Genomic DNA, 16,433 nt, shown 5'->3' on the forward strand with positions numbered 1-16,433 from the left:
CGCCCACTCCGAGGCCTACACCCTGGGCGGTATCGGCCACAACCTGCTGTGGGTGACCCTGGGCAACACCGTCTCCGGCGTCCTCTTCATGGGTCTGGGCTACTGGTATGCCACCCCCAAGGCTGAACGCCCTGTCGCGGTGACCGACGCCACCAACACCGCCAGCCAGACCCGAACCGCCTGATCAGGAGGCCCCATGGACTACTTGCCCATCTTTTGCCAACTCGACAACAAACCCGTGCTGCTGGTCGGCGGCGGCGAGGTAGCGGAGCGCAAGGCACGCCTGCTGCTGGATGCCGGCGCCCTCCTCACCGTGGTCGCCCCCGAGCTCGACCCCGAGCTGGCTGAACTGGCTGCCAACGGGAGCATCGAGTGGCTGGCCGGCGAATTCGCGCCGCAGCAACTGGTGGGCAAGTGGCTGGTGGTGGCCGCCACCGATCGGCGCGAGGTGAACGCCCTGGTCTACCAGAGCGCGAATCAGGCGCGGATCTTCGCCAACGTGGTGGACGACCCGAAACGCTCCAGCTTCATCATGCCGTCCATCATCGACCGCTCGCCCCTGATGGTGGCCATCTCCTCCGGTGGCAAGGCCCCGGTGCTGGCCCGGCTGCTGCGAGAGAAACTCGAAGCCATGCTGCCCCAGCACCTGGGCGCCGTGGCGACCTTTGCCGGCAGCCTGCGGGATCGGGTCAAGGCGCGCTTTGCCACCATGGGGGAGCGGCGCCGCTTCTGGGAGCGACTGCTCGGGGCCGATCGCCTCGGTCAGGCGCTGGCGCGGGGCGATCACGCCTCTGCCCACCAGCTGGCCGATACCCTGTTTGCCGAGGAGAGCAAGGCTCACGGCGAGGTGGTGCTGGTCGGTGCCGGCCCCGGGGATCCGGGTCTGCTCACCCTGCACGCCCTGCGCCAGATGCAGCAGGCGGATGTGGTTGTCTATGACCGCCTGGTCTCCGACGAGGTGATGGCGCTGGTGCGCCGGGATGCCAAACGCATCTTCGTCGGCAAACAGGCAGGCAACCACTGCGTGCCCCAGGAGGGGATCAACCAGCTCTTGCTGGACGAGGCGAAGAAGGGGCAGCGGGTAGTGCGGCTGAAGGGGGGCGATCCCTTCATCTTCGGCCGTGGCGGCGAGGAGCTGGAGACGCTCGTTGGTACGGGCATTGGCTTTCAGGTGGTGCCGGGGATCACGGCGGCCAGCGGCTGCGCCGCCTACGCCGGCATTCCGCTCACCCACCGGGATCACGCCCAGAGCGTGCGCTTCGTCACCGCCCACGGCAAGGGGGGCGCCCAGGATCTCGACTGGCCGTTGCTGGCCAAAGATCGGCAAACGCTGGTGTTCTATATGGGGCTTTCATCCTGCGGGGTAATCCGCGAGAAGCTGCTGTCCCACGGCAAGGGGGTCGACACCCCGGTGGCGCTGATCGAGCGTGGCACCCAGCCGAGCCAGCGGGTCATTCGCGGCACCCTGGACCAGTTGCCCGAGCTGGCGGTGGGTGTCGAGAGTCCGGCCCTTATCATGGTGGGCTCGGTGGTGACCCTGGCCGATCAGCTCGCCTGGTTCGGCACCAGCCCCACCTCAATGCAGGCCAGCGCCTGACACGAGAAGCGCCTCATCGAGGCGCTTTTTTTTTCACACCGTCAGGCCGCTTCGGCCTATCTCCTTGTCCAGCGCCTCGGCCAGCAGGCGGACGCCGGGCACGATCGCCTCCTCCTCGATGGCATGAAAACCGAGCCTGAAGTAGTGACGGGCGGGCGCCTCATCCAGGAAGTGGTGTACCCCTGGCTCGATCAGCACACCGTTGTGGGCCGCCCGCCAAGCCAGCCGCTGGGTGTCGACCCCTTCGGGGGCACGTAGCCAGAACGCGCTTGCCCGGCTCTGGTTGCGCACGCAACCGGACAGATGGCGCTCAAGGGCTGCGTCGAGCGTCTCCCAGCGACGGGCGCTCTCCTCCCGGTAACGGCGCAGGAAGGAGTCGTAGTGCCCCTGGGCGAGAAAGTGCGCCATCTGATACTGGATATTCGCCGGCGGATGGCGGTACATCAGCCGCCGCAGGGCTCGCAGCTCGTCCACCAGCTCGGCCGACGCCACCAGAAAACCGAGGCGAAGGCCCGGTGCCAGCGCCTTGGAGAGTGAGCTGACATAGATGACCCGGCCACTCCCGTCGCTGGCCTTGAGGGCCGGGCGCGGATAGGCCTCGATATTGGTCTCGGAGTCAAAGTCGTCCTCGATGATGAACTGATCGTGCCGTTCGGCATGTTGCAGCAGTTGCCGGCGCCGGGCATCGCTCATGCTCACCCCCGTCGGCGCCTGATGGCTGGGGGTGACATACCAGCAGTCGCAGGCAGACGAGGCAGGCCGCAGCACTATCCCCTCCCCATCGACCTCGTGAGGGACTACCTGCGCCTGCTGGAGCGTGAAGGTGTTGACGGCCTCGCGAAAGCCGGGATTTTCGACGCCGATCCGTGTGCCCGCCCCGATCAGCAACTGGGCGATCAGGCTCAGGGCGTTCTGAGTGCCCAGGGTCAGCAGGATCTCGTCGGCCCCAGCCAGGATGCCCCGCTTGGGCAGCACCCGGGTGCGCAGCTGCTCGATCAGCATGGGGTTGTCCTGATCCACCTGGTCGTACAGCCACTCGTGATCCCGGCACCCGCCCATGACCTGACGCGCCGCGGCACGCCACTGCTCCATGGGAAAGTGCGCGCTGTCGGGCTGGCCGTAGATGAAGGGGTAACGGTACTGCATCCAGCGGGCCGGTTTGGTGACGGCGACCAGCTCGGAGGGGTGCAGTCGCAGGCGGCTGCCCCAATCCGGGGCAACCTCCCCTTCTTGCACCTCGATGGGGACCGCCGACGTGGGCTGGTAGCGGGGATCCACGAAGTACCCGCTACGCGGGCGACTGATGAGGTAGCCCTCATCCCTGAGCCCCTCGTACACCAGGGAGACGGTGTTGCGCGACACGCCGAGCTGCTCGGACAGGCTGCGGCAGGAGGGCAGGGTCTCGTCGGGCACGAAGCGTCCCCCCAGGATAGAGCCGATCAGCGCCTCGCGCAGCTGCTCCTGCAACCCCCGCTCCTCACAAAATTCGATACGCAGACTGTGTTCGATCATGGGGTATTCCTCCGGCTTCCTGCCAAAGAGGACGCGATGCAAGAGACGTGCCTCGCTGCCCCCATCGTCCCCGGCATCTGGCTCTATCCCTCTCAAACGCCCCGCGATAAAAGTGAAAAGGCAGGGGGCTGGTCTCACTATCTGCACGATTATGCAGATAGCCGCACCTATTCTGCATAAACATAGCGTCCAGTCGGTCTCGTCATGGCAGTGGAGTGTTCCATCTTTTTGGCCCCCTGCCACACAATCAACGACTTACAGGGAAGTACTGCCATGCAAAGACACCACGTCAAACACCCGATCGCCACCCTGCTGGGGGGCCTGTTGCTCGCCTTCAGCCTGACCAGTCACGCCGCCGATCTCCCGGAGATAGAGAAGGCCGGGGTGCTCAAAATCGCGACAGAAGATGACTATGCGCCGTTCAACTTCATGAAGGACGGGGAACCGGAGGGTTTCCACAAGGAGGTGCTTGCCGAGCTCCAGAAATACGCTACCGGCTTCAAGCCGGAGCAGAGCATTCTGCCATGGACGGGATTGCTGGCCGCCGTTTCTGCCGGCCAGTATGACATCGCCATCACCGGCGCCCTGATCACCGACGAGCGCCTCAAGGTGTTCGACTTTGTCGCCCCCGTCGCATCGGCCCAGCACTACTACGTCAAGCGCGCCGGGGATGACCGCATCAAAGGGGTAGCGGATCTCAGCGGCAAGACGGTCGGGGTCCAGGCCGGCAGCGCGCTGCTGGCCCGCCTGCCGGAGCTGGAGGCCATGCTGGCCAAGCAGGGAGGCAAGCTCGGCGAGGTGGTGGAGTATCAATCCTACCCCGAGGCCTACGCCGATCTCGCCAACGGCCGCCTCGACTACGTCATCAACGCCGTCATCTCGGTCAACGATCTCGTCAAGGCCCGTCCCGGCGTGTTCGAGAAGGGGGAACCCGTCTCCGGCAACGGCTTTGTCAGCTGGCCCGTGCCCAAGAACAACCCCAAGCTCCTGGCCTTCATGAACGGCTTCGTCAAGCACCTCAAGGAGAGTGGCAAGCTACAGGCCCTGCAGACCAAGTGGTTCGGTGAATCCTTCGATGCCCTGCCGGACGAAGCCATTACCACGGTGGCCCAGTTCCACCAGCTGGCCGGATTGAAATAGTCCTGACCGGGCCGGCGTCCGTGTCGGCCCCCTTCTGCGAGGAACGTCCATGGATTGGAGTGCGTGGAAACTGCTGTTTGAGGGGGCCCTGACTACCCTCTGGATCTCCGGCACCGCGATCGTGCTGGGCGTCACCGCCGGCCTGCTGATCGCCCTGTTGCGTAGGGCCAGAATACCGCTGCTGGATCACCTGCTGGCATGCTACATCAGCCTGGCAAGGGCCACCCCCCTGGTCACCCTGGTGCTCTTCCTGTTTCTCTCCCTGCCCGCCCTGGGCATACAGCTGAACAAGCAGGTGGCAGCCATCCTGGCCCTGACCCTGAACACCGCAGCCTTCAATGCCGAGATCTGGCGCTCGGCTCTGAACAACTTCTCGCGCAACCAGCACGAGGCCGCCCTGGCCGTCGGCATGACGGACGCCGTCTTCTTTCGCCGCATCATGCTGCCCCAGCTGGTGACCGTCAGCCTGCCCGCCCTGGTCAACGAGATGTCCTCGCTTATCAAGAGCAGCCCCGCGATCGCCGTCATCGGCCTGGTGGATCTGACCCGGGTCACCAACCGGATCGCCTCGGTGACCTACGAGCCCCTGCCCCCCATCCTCGGGGCCGGCCTCATCTACGTGCTGATGATCGCCCTGCTGGTCAAGGCGCAGCACATCGCCGAGCGGCGCGCTCATCACCTCGCCATGTAAAAGGAGTGCAACATGAACGAATGGGAGATCATCTGGCAGGCCCGCAGCACCTTCTTCACGGGCTTTCTCAACACCCTGGAGATGTTCATCCTCTCCACCCTGCTCGGGCTGCTCTTCGGGATCCTGCTGCTCTATCTGCTGGAGGGGCCGGATCACCTGCTGCGCCGGTCGATCCGCCTGCTGATCGACACCATGCGCACCGTGCCCTTCCTGATCCTCGTCTATCTGCTCTACTACGGCCTGCCCGGGCTCGGCTTTCGGCTCTCCGCCGACCATGCCGGTCTGCTCGCCCTGACGCTCTACCACGGCGCCTACTTCGCCGAGATCCTGCGCAGCCAGCGGCTGATCATGCCCGCCGGTTACATCGAGGCCGCCCAGGCCCACGGCTTTCGCCACTTCACCCTCTATCGCCGCATCATACTGCCGTCGGTACTGATGAGCGCGCTGCCGCTGCTCGGCAACCAGTTCATTCTCTGCCTCAAGGACACCGCCTTCCTGTGCATCATCACGGTGCGCGAGGTAACGGCGGCGGCCAACACGGTGCAGTCGACCTACTTCATCCCGCTCAAGGCGTTCGCCGTGGCCATCCTGCTGTACTGGCTGGTCACCCTGGCCATCGAGTTCGGCATTCGCCGGGCGGGCCGCCTTGGCCAGCAACGAGGACTCCAGCATGTCTGAACACGCCGCCATCACCATCCAGAAGCTCTCCAAGCACTTCGACAACGTCGAGGTGCTGCGCGATATCAACCTGACCGTCAGGAAGGGAGAAGTGGTCAGCATTCTCGGCTCGTCCGGCTCCGGCAAGTCGACCCTGCTGCGCTGCATGAACTGGCTCGAACAGCCGGATCGGGGCACCGTCTACCTGGGGGATCAGCGCCTCGGGATCGATCCCGCCAGCGGCAAGCCCATGGGCAACCGCCAGCTGGCGGCCCTGCGCGAGCGCATCGGCATGGTCTTCCAGAGCTTCAACCTGTGGCCGCACCTGACGGTGCTGCAGAACGTGACCGAGGCGCTGTGCCACGTGAAGAAGCTGCCGCGGGAGCAGGCGGTCACCATAGCCCGCACCCAGCTGGAGAAGGTCGGCATGCTGGAGAAGGCGGGCGCCTTCCCCATCACGCTCTCCGGCGGCCAGAAACAGCGCGTCGCCATCGCCCGCTCCCTGGCCATGAGCCCGGAGGTGCTGCTGTTCGACGAACCCACCTCGGCCCTCGACCCCGAGCGGGTGGGCGAGGTGCTGGCGGTGATGAAGGCGCTCTCCGCCGAAGGCTACACCATGGTGGTGGTCACCCACGAAATGGAGTTTGCCCGCGCCGTGTCGGATCAGGTGGTGTTCCTGGAGAAGGGCAAGCTGATCGAGCAGGCCCCGCCGGAGGAGTTCTTCCTGCGCCCCCGTTCGGAGCGGGTGCGCCAGTTCCTGCAGACGGTGCGCCAATGAGGTGGCCGACACCAATGAAAAGAGGCACGCATGGCGTGCCTCTTTTCATTTCGGCGAGTGACCCGGATTCAGGCCGGGTCGCGATCGATGGCGAACGGAGACCAGGCCTGGCGGGTCGGCATCACCTCGACCCGGTTGATGTTGACGTGGGGAGGCAGGGTCGCGATGTGGAACATCTGCTCGGCGATGTCGTCAGCCGTCAGTGCCGTGGTGCCGCGATAGAGCCGCTCGGAGGCGCCCTGATCCCCTTTGGTGCGCACCAGGGTGAACTCGGTCTCGGCGATGCCGGGAGCGAGATCCGTGACCCGCACCCCGGTGCCCAGCAGATCGCAGCGCAGGTTGTAGCTGAACTGCTGGACGAAGGCCTTGCTGGCACCATAGACATGGCTGCCCGGATAGGGCCACTGGCCGGCGATCGATCCCACGTTGATGATGGAGGCCCCCTCTGCGGTGGCGATCAGAGTAGGCAGCAGGGCGTGGGTCACGTTCACCAGCCCGGTGATGTTGGTGTCGATCATGGTGTGCCAGTCCGCCAGCTCAACCCGCTGCGCCGGCTCGGGCGCCAGGGCCAGCCCGGCGTTGTTGATTAGCGCGCCGACGGCTCGAAACGCCTCGGGCAGCCCCTCCACCAGGGCACGGACCGCCCCGGCATCACGCACGTCCAGCTCGGCCGGGTAGACAGGCGCCAGGGGCGCCAGCTCATCGGCGAGCGCCTGCAGCCGGGCGAGGCGCCGCCCCGTGATGATGACGGCCCAGCCGGCCCGGGCAAATCGGCGGGCCGCCGCCTGACCAAAACCGGACGTGGCGCCGGTGATAAACGCAATCTTGTTCATGGTTGCTTCCTTGTCACAGTGGATTGTCTTGTTCACGGCGCCGGGTGCAACAACACCCCGAACGCCAGCAGGATCAGCAGCAGTGCGGACCAGCGTCTGAGGCTCGTGGTGCCGTGGCGGCGAAACAGCCAGGCGCCGACCCTGTCCCCCAGCAGCGAAGGCAGCCACAGCTGGGCGGCCAGGGTCAGCCACCCCTCCCCGAGCAGATCCCCGCCCCCGAGCGCCAGCAGTGAGAGCAGGCTGCTGCAGGCGAAGAAAAGGATGGCGGTGGCCCGCTGGGTCTCGGGACGACAGGGCTGGTTGAGCAGGTAGTACATCAGGGGTGGGCCCCCCGCCGAGGCGCAGGTCATGGCGAGACCGGAGGCCATCCCCACGGGGAGCGCCAGGCGCGGCATCCCGCCAGGCAGTTGCCAGCGGGTCAGCAGCATCAAGCCCCCCAGCAGGGCGATGACCCCGGCCATCAGGTGCAGGCCGCTCGCGGGCAGCGCCTGCAACAGCCAGACGCCGGCCGGCAGGGAGAGCACCATGCCGAGCAGCAGGGGCGCCAGCAGCGCGGGCTCGCGGTGCCGCCATGCCCAGGGCAGGGCACCGAGGACGCAGATCAGGTCCAGCAACAGGGCCGTCGCCACCGCCTGGGGCACGGGCAGCACCCAGGCCAACCCCAGTCCCATGATCACGGCGTAGCCAAAGCCGCTGAAACCGCGTACCAGGCCGGCCAGTGCCGCCAGCAGCAAAAGGGGGAGCAGGGTGGGGAGCATATGACCTCCGGTGATCGCCTCCCCCCACTCTAGGGAGGGCACACCTCCACCCCTAGGGCCAGACGCAGGGCGGCCTTGGGACACAGGCTGGCCCCATGGCGCGGCGGCGCTGGCCCTATCGCCGCCCCGGCCCGCTCCTTACTCTGGGCTGACACCTTGCCCGCACGCATCCCAAGGAGGCCACGATGACGCACGGCAGCGAAACCCCAGTCACCAATCAGCAGGTCTGGCAGCTCGACAGGGAGTATGTGTTTCACTCCTGGTCGGTACAGGGAGGGCTGGACCCTCTCGTGATCGCGGGGGGCAGCGGTTGCACCCTGTTCGACCACGACGGCAAACACTACCTCGACTTCAGCAGCCAGCTGGTCAACACCAACATCGGCCACCAGCACCCGGCGGTGGTGGCCGCCATCCAGCAGCAGGCGGCCACCCTGGCCACCATAGCGCCGGCCACCGCCAACCTGACCCGCGGCGAGGCGGCCAAGCGCATCGTGGCGCGCGCGCCAGCCCGCTTCAACAAGGTGTTCTTCACCAACGCGGGGGCGGATGCCAACGAGAACGCGATGCGCATGGCGCGCATCTACACCGGCCGCAGCAAGATACTGTCGGCCTATCGTTCCTATCACGGCAACACGGGCGGGGCCATCGTCGCCACGGGGGACTTCCGCCGCCTGCCCAACGAGTACGCCCAGGGGCACGTCCACTTCTTCAACCCCTATCTCTACCGCTCCGAGTTCGGCGCCCGGGACGAGGCCGAGGAGTGTGCCCGCGCCCTGCACCATCTGCGCCGCACCATAGAGTGCGAAGGGCCCCACACCATTGCCGCCATCCTGCTGGAGACAGTGCCCGGCACCGCCGGGGTGCTGGTACCGCCCCCCGGCTACCTGCCCGGGGTACGCGCCCTGTGCGACGAGTTTGGCATCCTGCTGATCCTGGACGAGGTGATGGCCGGTTTCGGCCGTTGCGGCAGCTGGTTCGCCTTCGAACAGTTCGGGGTGGAGCCGGATCTGATCACCTTCGCCAAGGGGGTCAACTCCGGCTATGTGCCCGCCGGCGGCGTGCTCATCTCTGCCCCTGTCTCGGCCTATTTCGAGGATCACTACTTTCCGGGGGGGCTGACCTACTCCGGCCATCCCCTGGCCATGGCGGCCATCGTCGCGACCCTGGACGCCATGACGGAGGAGCAGATGGTCGAGCAGGCGGCCCGTACCGGTCGCGAGCTACTGGGCCCCGGCCTGCGGCTGCTGGCGCAGAAGCACGAGGTGATCGGCGAGGTGCGCGGCCTCGGTCTGTTCTGGGCCCTGGAGCTGGTGTCGGACAGGGCGCGGCGCACCCCGCTGCCGGCGGATCGCATGGGGCAGATCAAGCGGGCGCTGATAGAGCGCGGCCTGCTGCCCTTCGTGGTCGACAATCGCATCCATGTGGTCCCGCCCTGCGTCGTCAGCGCCGCCGAGGTGGCGACGGGTCTCGCCATCCTGGATCAGGTCCTCGCCCTGCATGCCTGACCCCGAGGCGCCCCCTGGGGGCGCCTTCCTCTTCTTTCTGTCATCCGCCGCCGGCTCCATTCTGGTATCCTAGTGACCATTTCCGACCCGATCCGTCACCAGGAAACCGCTTCTATGTCCCTCTCTACCCGCAATGGAGCCAAGCAGCGCGAACAGGATCGCTACCGCATCCTGGCCCTCCTGCTGGCCGACGACGACCTCACCGACAGCCTGCGCGACGCCGAGACACCGCTCGATGCTGTGTTGCGCGAACGGGCCGACGAGATCGCCACCATGGTCAACCGCCTGCCGGCGGCCGACATCGCCGACGCCGTCGAGTCACTGCCGCCGGACGAGCGTCACGCCCTGTGGGCGCTGGTCGATCCGGACAGGCGTGGCCAGGTGCTGGTCGAGGCGTCGGAAACCGTGTGGGACAGCCTCATCAGCGGCATGAGCGACAAGGCGCTGCTGCACGCCCTAAGCACCCTCGACATCGACGATCAGATCTACCTGGGGCAATACCTGCCCCGCAACCTGATGGGGCGGCTGCTCACCTCCATGGCCCCCATGGACAGGGAGCGGGTGCGGGAGGTGATCCGCTATGGCAAGCACACAGTCGGCGCCATGATGGACTTCGAGCTCATCACGGTGCGTCCCGATGTCAGCCTCGCCACCGTGCAGCGCTACCTGCGCCTGCGCGGCCAGATCCCGGACAACACGGACAAGCTGTTCGTCACCGACAGGCGCAACCGGCTGCAGGGGGAGCTGCCGCTCACGACCGTGCTGCTGCACAAGCCGGAAACCCGGGTGAGCGACGTGATGGAGCAGGATCCCGTCACCTTCGACCCGGAGGACAACGACGAGGCGGCGGCCCGCACCTTCGAGCGGGACGATCTCGTCTCCGCCGCCGTGGTGGATGCCAAGGGCAAGCTGATGGGCCGGCTTACCGTCGCCGAGGTGGTGGACCTGGTCTATGAGGAGAGCGACACCGATCTGCGCCGCATGGGGGGGATCAGTGAAGAAGAGGACGTGTTCGCGCCGGTCGCCAAGGCGGTCAAGACCCGCTGGGCCTGGCTGGCCATCAACCTCTGCACCGCCTTCGTGGCATCGCGGGTCATAGGCCTGTTCGAGCACACCATCTCCCAGCTGGTGGCGCTGGCCGCCCTGATGCCCATCGTCGCCGGCATCGGTGGCAACACCGGCAACCAGACCATCACCATGATAGTGCGGGCGCTGGCGTTGCAGCACATCCAGACCGGCAACGTCTCCTTCCTGCTGTGGCGCGAGCTGGGGGTGGCCCTGATCAATGGCCTGGTGTGGGGCGGCATCATGGGCATCGCCACCTTCCTGCTTTATCAGGATGCGGCACTGGGGGGCGTGATGACCCTCGCCATGATCCTCAACCTGCTGGTGGCGGCCCTGATGGGGGTCATCATCCCCATGACCATGAGCCGGCTGGGGCGCGACCCGGCGGTGGGGGCCAGCGTGATGATCACCGCCATCACCGACACCGGCGGCTTCTTCATCTTTCTGGGGCTGGCGACCCTCTTCCTGCTCTGACAGTCGCCCATCGCCCATGAAAAAGGGAGCCATGATGGCTCCCTTTTTCATGCAGCTGGCTTTATGAAAGTGACGGGGTCACACCCGGTACTGCTCCACCGCCCGGTTCAGCACCCTGGCCTGTTCGCTCAACCCCTGGCTGGCACGGGCATTCTCCTCCGCCATCTGGCTCGACTCCCCCGCGATGTCGCGGATATTGCTGACGTTGCGGTTCACCTCGCCGGCCACCAGGCTCTGCTGCTCGATGGCGGCGGCGATCTGGGTGCTCATGTCCATGATGCGGGTGACATCCTGGGTGATCTGGCCGAGCAGCTCTCCCGCCAGGGTCGCCTGCTGCACGCTCTGGCCACCCTGCTCCCGGCAATCCGCCATCCTCGTCACTATGTGGCCGGTCTGCTGCTGCAGCGAGCCGATGATGACGGCGATCTCCTGGGTCGACTGCTGGGTGCGGATGGCGAGGCTGCGCACCTCGTCCGCCACCACCGCGAAGCCACGGCCCTGCTCCCCCGCCCGCGCCGCCTCGATGGCCGCGTTGAGCGCCAGCAGATTGGTCTGATCCGCGATCCCCCGGATCACCTCCAGTACCGAGCCTATGGTCTCGCTCTCCCGCTGCAGCTGGCTCACTTCACCTGAGGCCTGCTCCAGCTGGGTTGCCAGGGTGTGGATCTGGTGGATGGTCTGCTCGACCGCACCGCGCCCCTCGCTGGCCTTGTGGTTGGTAGCCGCGGCATCGTTTGCCGCCTGCTCCGTGCTGCGGGCGATCTCCTCGATGGTGGAGCCCATCTCGGTGGAAGCCGTCGCCACCTGATCCGTCTCCAGCAGCTGGCGCTGTGCCCCCTCGCTGGTGCGGTGCACGTTGCCTGCGAGGTGCTCCGCCGCCCCGGTCAGAGTGTGTGCGCTCTGTTTCACGTCCCCGATCAGGTGGCGGAAGCCATCCAACATCACGTCCAGATTGCCCGCCAGCTGCGCCATCTCGTCATCCCCCCGCAGGGCGATGCGCAGGCGCAGATCGTTGTCCTGGCGGATGCGGTTGACCGTGTCATTGACCCGCGCGATAGGCCTGTCGATGCTGCGCCCCAGGAGCACGCTCATGAAGCCGATGACCAGGATGATCAGAGCGCCGCAAGCCAGCATCAGGCGGTTGAAGCCCTTGGTCTGGCTGGCCAGTTCACTCTCTATCTGCTGGCCCACCCTGCCGAGGGTCTGCTCGGCCTGTTGCACCTGGGCGCGCATCTGGCCGCGCAGGCCGGCCTCCTCGTTCAGCCCCAGCTGCTGCATCCCCTGCACCAAGGCCACGAAGTCCTGGCGATACTGTTCGCTGGCCTGCCCCAGCTCGGCGCGCTGCTCCTCAGGCAACGCGCTCAACCCCTGCTGGAAATCCTTGTGCAGGGTCTGGAAGCGATCCAGATACTGGATGTCGGTGCGCAGCATGAAGTCCTTCTCCGCCCGCCTCAGCTGCAGCATGGTGATCAGCAAGCCCTGTTGATCCTGCGCCTTGAGGGCCTCCTCCACCCTGTGCACCGCCGCCCGCAGCCTGCCATAGAGGCCGTCCTCCGGCCCCAGGCCAATCTTCTTCTGCTGGGTGACCAGTTCGTTAAAGGCCTTGCCATAGGCGCTGACCCGGCCATCCAGCCCGGCCAGTTCGGCACGGGCAGCACCGAGGTTGTCATCCTCCCCCAGCGCCCTGTCGAGTCTGTGGATCTCCGTCAGCACGGCGTTGAACCGCTCGGTGACAGCCGGATCCTTGTGCAACAGGAAGTCCTGCTCTATCCGCCTCAACTGCAACATGGACAACTCGAGGCCATCGACGCTGCGCTGTGCCTCCATCATGTGCCGGCTCTCCTTGCTGGCATAGAAGAAGAGTCCGCTCAGGGTCAGCATGGCCGTGGCGACCAGAACGGTATTCAGTATCAGCTTGTGACGGATCAGCACGATAAACCTCGGGATCAGGGGGTGGACTGCATCGGGCGCGTGCAGAATACGTTATCCATATGTCCGTTCAAGGAATATTCATTGAAATGCCACCCCTACTCCTTATACTGGATCCACCTGTTTCCAGCGGTGGATCTGACACAATGGAATACAACACTTCAGAACTGTGCGACATCTATCAGGACATGGTGGATGTACTCGAACCCATGCTCTGTTCCTTCGGTGGTCGTGCCTCTTTCGGCGGCGTCATCACCACGGTCAAATGCTTCGAATCGAATGGCCTTATCCGTGAGCTGGTCAAGGAAAATGGTGCCGGTCGCGTGCTGCTGATCGACGGTGGCGGCTCCATGCGCCGGGCGCTGATCGACAGCGAGATTGCCACCACGGCGGCGGAAAACGAATGGGAAGGGATCGTCTGCTACGGCTGCGTTCGCGAGGTCGACATTCTGGAGGATCTCGACATCGGCATTCAGGCCCTGGCCGCCATCCCGGTCGGCGCCGACAGCAAGGACATCGGTGAAACCGATCTGCCGGTCAACTTCGGCGGCGTCACCTTCCTGCCGGACGATCACCTCTACGCGGACACGACGGGGGTGATCCTCTCCCCCGATGCCCTCGACATCGAGTGATCGGATGGAGACTAAGAATGGGAGCCTGGGCTCCCATTTTTTATGCCTGTCGTTCGCCGAAAACAGGCAAAAAAAGAGGGCCAGTAAACTACTGGCCCCTTAACTGGAAGCAATGTGAGCAATGTCGTGCCTTCACAAGAAGTCCATCACGTTGGAACAAATGAAGTCTTTCCCGGAAAACAAGTTAACAATAATCATTCTCATTTAACTGTGCAAGCCTTATTTGTGAAAAGCGCAAAAAAAATGACCACAGGTAACTGTGGTCATTTTCATCAGGCCTGGCGCGCCGTCGTCTGCAAGCCGGCCAGGCTGGCGTCCCCCACCAGCTTGCGGCTGAGGTAACGCAGCAGCACGCCGTAGAGCGGGACGAACAGGCCCAGGCTTATCAGCAGCTTGAACACGTAATCCACGGTGGCGATCTCGCCCCAGTGCTCGGCCATGAAGGGATCCGTGCTGCGCCAGAAAGCGATGCTGAAGAAGGTGATGGTGTCCACCAGGTTGCCAAACAGGGTGGAGGCGGCCGGCGCGACCCACCAGGCTTTCAGCAGGCGCAGGCGGTTGAACACCACCACGTCCATGAACTGGCCCACCAGATAGGCCATGAAGCTGGCCAGGGCGATGCGCGCCACGAAGAGGTTGAACTCCGCCAACTGGCCGACGCCCTGGAAGCCCCCTTCGAAGAAGAGCACCGAGAGCACGTAGGAGATGGCCAGCGCCGGCAGCATCACGGTCTGGATGATCCTGCGCGCCAAGCCGGCGCCGAAGATCCGCACCGTCAGATCGGTGGCCAGGAAGATGAACGGGAAGCTGAACGCACCCCAGGTGGTGTGAAAGCCGAAGATGGTGATCGGCAGCTGCACCAGATAGTTGCTGCTGGCGATGATCAGGATGTGGAACAACGAGAGACGCACCAGCGCCGTCTGGTGCTGAGCAGGGGTCAGATTCATATTGTGACCTTTTTGGTTAATGGGGTTAGGGAACCCATATCGCCACCATGGCGATAATCGAGGGGCGGGATTATACGCCCCCAAATTGATAGTTCAATCTTTATGCGGCTATTTCGAGCAGTGGCGACTTACAGTCGGAACCGGCCAGGGGTCAGTTCCCGTATTGCCGGGCGAGCCAGAGCAGCGCCTCGATGTCCGCCGGTTGCACCGCCGCCAGCCAGCAACCGCTGTGGTGTTCGAACTCGAGCCGAAGGCGGCTCCCCTCAAACTCCAGCAGCCAGCCGTGACGATCGGCCCCCCACTCCCGCTCGAGCGCCACGAGCTCCCACTCCTGCAACAGGGCTTCGGCCAGCACTGGAAAACTGTCCCAGTCGAGCGCCGGGCACGTCAGCATCACCACCCCGGCCTCTTTGTCTATCTGCGTGATCCGCCAGTTCATTCCCGGTTCCTCAACTGCTGCAAGAGAGTTCGCCGCCGCAATACCAGCCCGGATGCGGGGTCGCTAGGTCTTCGTATTCGGGCTGCTCGTCAAAGGGGTGCTGCAAGGCCGCAAAGAGCCGCTCGAGCGGTTCCATGTCGCCCCGCTCGGCCGCGTCGATCACCTGCTGGGCCAGGGCGTTGCGCAGCACATACTTGGGATTGAGCGCGTCCATCCGTGCCTTGCGCTCCCCATCCTCGCTCCCTTCCCGAGCAAGGCGAGCCCGATAGCTTTCGAGCCATTCCTGCCAGGCGGCCGGGTCCGGCAACAGCGCCAGCAGGCTGGCGGGCCATCCCCCCTGCGTGGTCAGCATCCCCAGCCTGCGCAGGAAGAGGTGATAGTCCACCCCATGCGCCGCCAGCAGCCGGAACAGCTCGCGGAACAGCGCCGGATCCTCCTCTTCCCACACCGCCAGCCCCAGCTTGGCGCGCATCAGTTCGGAGTAGTGCAGCATCAGCTGGTGCTCGTACTGGGCCAGGGCCGACGCCAGGGCGTCCCCCTCGACGTGACCGGCCAGCGCCTGGGCCAGCTTCTGCAGGTTCCAGTAGCCGACCGCCGGCTGCTGATCCAGTGCATAGCGGCCACCCGGGTCCGAGTGGTTGCAGACGAAGTCCGGCACATAGGCGTCGATGAAGCCGTAGGGGCCGTAGTCCAGGGTCAGCCCGAGCAGGGACATGTTGTCGGTGTTCATCACCCCATGGCAGAAGCCCGCCGCCTGCCACTTGGCGATGAGGCGAGCGGTGCGGCGCACCACCTCGGCAAACAGCTCGGCGCCATCGCTCAACTCGGGGAAGTGGTGGCGCAGCAGGTAATCGATCAGCAAGGGGATCTTCTCTCCCTGCCCGCTCCAGGCGAAGTACTCCACATGGCCGAAGCGCAGGTGGCTGGGAGCCGTGCGCAGCACGGTCGCCCCCGTCTCGACCTGCTCCCGGTAGACCGGCTCCTGGCTGCCCACCAGCACCAGGGCCCGGGTGGTGGGGATGCCGAGGGCATGAAGCGCCTCGGAGGCGAGATACTCGCGGATGCTGGAGCGGAGCACGGCACGCCCGTCGCCAAACCGGGAGAAGGGGGTCTTGCCCGCCCCCTTCAGGTGCAGATCCCAGCGGCTGCCGTCCGGAGCCAGCTGTTCACCCAGCAGCAAGGCGCGGCCATCGCCGAGGCGCGGGCTGTAACCGCCAAACTGGTGACCCGCATAGGCCTGTGCCACCGGCTGCATGCCGGGCAGGGGCTGACCATGGCCACAGCAGGCGAGCCAGTCGGCTGCGCTGACTCCTTCCAGCCCCAGCTCCCGCAACAACTCCTGGTTGAGGTGCAGCAGCCTGGGTTCATGCAGGGGTTGGGGTGCCACGGCTTCGCAGGCCCAGGGCAGTTCGGTGGCGAAAGTGTTGATCAGCTTCATGGTGATGGCAGTTATCCCTGCGTATGCTCGTGTCACTC

General features: G+C 65.4%; 15 protein-coding genes and 1 pseudogene. 9 read left to right on the forward strand and 7 right to left on the reverse strand.

What is annotated here, in order from left to right; translation table 11 throughout:
• Positions 1-184: pseudogene (locus J9885_RS12075) on the forward strand (nitrite transporter NirC); the annotation flags it as partial.
• A 12-nt stretch (positions 185-196) separates the two neighbouring features.
• Positions 197-1,597 (forward strand): siroheme synthase CysG, encoded by a 1,401-nt coding sequence (gene cysG, locus J9885_RS12080; protein WP_210549593.1) that lies wholly within the window; start codon positions 197-199, stop codon positions 1,595-1,597.
• Positions 1,598-1,630: 33 nt separating this feature from the next.
• Here cysG and J9885_RS12085 read toward each other — a convergent pair whose 3' ends face one another.
• The gene (locus J9885_RS12085) at positions 1,631-3,109 is read right to left on the reverse strand and encodes a PLP-dependent aminotransferase family protein (protein WP_210549594.1); all 1,479 of its coding nucleotides are present in this window, start codon (positions 3,107-3,109) and stop codon (positions 1,631-1,633) included.
• 273 nt (positions 3,110-3,382) lie between these two features.
• Between J9885_RS12085 and J9885_RS12090 the strand changes: the two genes are divergently transcribed.
• From J9885_RS12090 to J9885_RS12105, 4 genes are read left to right on the forward strand one after another with little or no spacing between them, the layout of a single operon-like run.
• Entirely contained in the window at positions 3,383-4,249 is an 867-nt protein-coding gene (locus J9885_RS12090) for a transporter substrate-binding domain-containing protein (RefSeq protein ID WP_210549595.1), read from the forward strand.
• A 49-nt stretch (positions 4,250-4,298) separates the two neighbouring features.
• Positions 4,299-4,940 carry an amino acid ABC transporter permease gene (locus J9885_RS12095; RefSeq protein ID WP_210549596.1) on the forward strand — a complete coding sequence of 214 codons (642 nt, stop codon included), beginning with the start codon at positions 4,299-4,301 and terminating at the stop codon, positions 4,938-4,940.
• Between the two features lie 12 nt (positions 4,941-4,952).
• On the forward strand, positions 4,953-5,618 hold the full coding sequence (locus J9885_RS12100; protein ID WP_210549597.1) for an ABC transporter permease subunit: 666 nt from the start codon (positions 4,953-4,955) through the stop codon (positions 5,616-5,618).
• Positions 5,611-6,375, forward strand: a complete 765-nt coding sequence (locus J9885_RS12105) for an amino acid ABC transporter ATP-binding protein (protein ID WP_210549598.1) — start codon at positions 5,611-5,613, stop codon at positions 6,373-6,375. Before J9885_RS12100 ends, J9885_RS12105 begins: the two co-directional genes overlap by 8 nt.
• A gap of 68 nt (positions 6,376-6,443) precedes the next feature.
• Here J9885_RS12105 and J9885_RS12110 read toward each other — a convergent pair whose 3' ends face one another.
• Both J9885_RS12110 and J9885_RS12115 read right to left on the reverse strand, forming a co-directional pair.
• Positions 6,444-7,208 (reverse strand): SDR family NAD(P)-dependent oxidoreductase, encoded by a 765-nt coding sequence (locus J9885_RS12110; protein ID WP_210549599.1) that lies wholly within the window; start codon positions 7,206-7,208, stop codon positions 6,444-6,446.
• A 32-nt stretch (positions 7,209-7,240) separates the two neighbouring features.
• A complete protein-coding gene (locus J9885_RS12115) occupies positions 7,241-7,966 on the reverse strand; it encodes a sulfite exporter TauE/SafE family protein (protein ID WP_210549600.1) in 726 nt (241 codons plus the stop codon).
• Positions 7,967-8,151: 185 nt separating this feature from the next.
• Here J9885_RS12115 and J9885_RS12120 point away from each other — a divergent pair, with 185 nt between their 5' ends.
• A complete protein-coding gene (locus J9885_RS12120; RefSeq protein WP_210549601.1) occupies positions 8,152-9,471 on the forward strand; it encodes an aspartate aminotransferase family protein in 1,320 nt (439 codons plus the stop codon).
• A gap of 114 nt (positions 9,472-9,585) precedes the next feature.
• The gene (gene mgtE, locus J9885_RS12125) at positions 9,586-11,010 is read left to right on the forward strand and encodes a magnesium transporter (RefSeq protein WP_043764061.1); all 1,425 of its coding nucleotides are present in this window, start codon (positions 9,586-9,588) and stop codon (positions 11,008-11,010) included.
• A gap of 78 nt (positions 11,011-11,088) precedes the next feature.
• Here the strand turns inward: mgtE and J9885_RS12130 are convergent, their stop codons facing one another.
• A complete protein-coding gene (locus tag J9885_RS12130) occupies positions 11,089-12,942 on the reverse strand; it encodes a methyl-accepting chemotaxis protein (RefSeq protein WP_210549602.1) in 1,854 nt (617 codons plus the stop codon).
• A 143-nt stretch (positions 12,943-13,085) separates the two neighbouring features.
• On the opposite strand from J9885_RS12130, the gene rraA reads away from it, so the two are divergent.
• Entirely contained in the window at positions 13,086-13,571 is a 486-nt protein-coding gene (gene rraA / locus J9885_RS12135) for a ribonuclease E activity regulator RraA (protein WP_042077135.1), read from the forward strand.
• Positions 13,572-13,843: 272 nt separating this feature from the next.
• On the opposite strand, the gene J9885_RS12140 is transcribed toward rraA, so the two are convergent.
• The 3 genes from J9885_RS12140 to J9885_RS12150 all read right to left on the reverse strand — a co-directional run bounded on the left by J9885_RS12140 (position 13,844) and on the right by J9885_RS12150 (position 16,395).
• Positions 13,844-14,518 (reverse strand): 7-cyano-7-deazaguanine/7-aminomethyl-7-deazaguanine transporter, encoded by a 675-nt coding sequence (locus J9885_RS12140; protein ID WP_210549603.1) that lies wholly within the window; start codon positions 14,516-14,518, stop codon positions 13,844-13,846.
• A gap of 151 nt (positions 14,519-14,669) precedes the next feature.
• On the reverse strand, positions 14,670-14,957 hold the full coding sequence (locus J9885_RS12145) for a DUF3630 family protein (RefSeq protein ID WP_043764064.1): 288 nt from the start codon (positions 14,955-14,957) through the stop codon (positions 14,670-14,672).
• Between the two features lie 10 nt (positions 14,958-14,967).
• Entirely contained in the window at positions 14,968-16,395 is a 1,428-nt protein-coding gene (locus tag J9885_RS12150) for a protein adenylyltransferase SelO (protein ID WP_210549604.1), read from the reverse strand.
• Between the last annotated feature and the right edge of the window lie 38 nt (positions 16,396-16,433).

Origin of the sequence: Aeromonas sp. SrichE-2G (assembly GCF_017939565.1) — a bacterium.
Lineage (GTDB): Bacteria > Pseudomonadota > Gammaproteobacteria > Enterobacterales > Aeromonadaceae > Aeromonas > Aeromonas taiwanensis.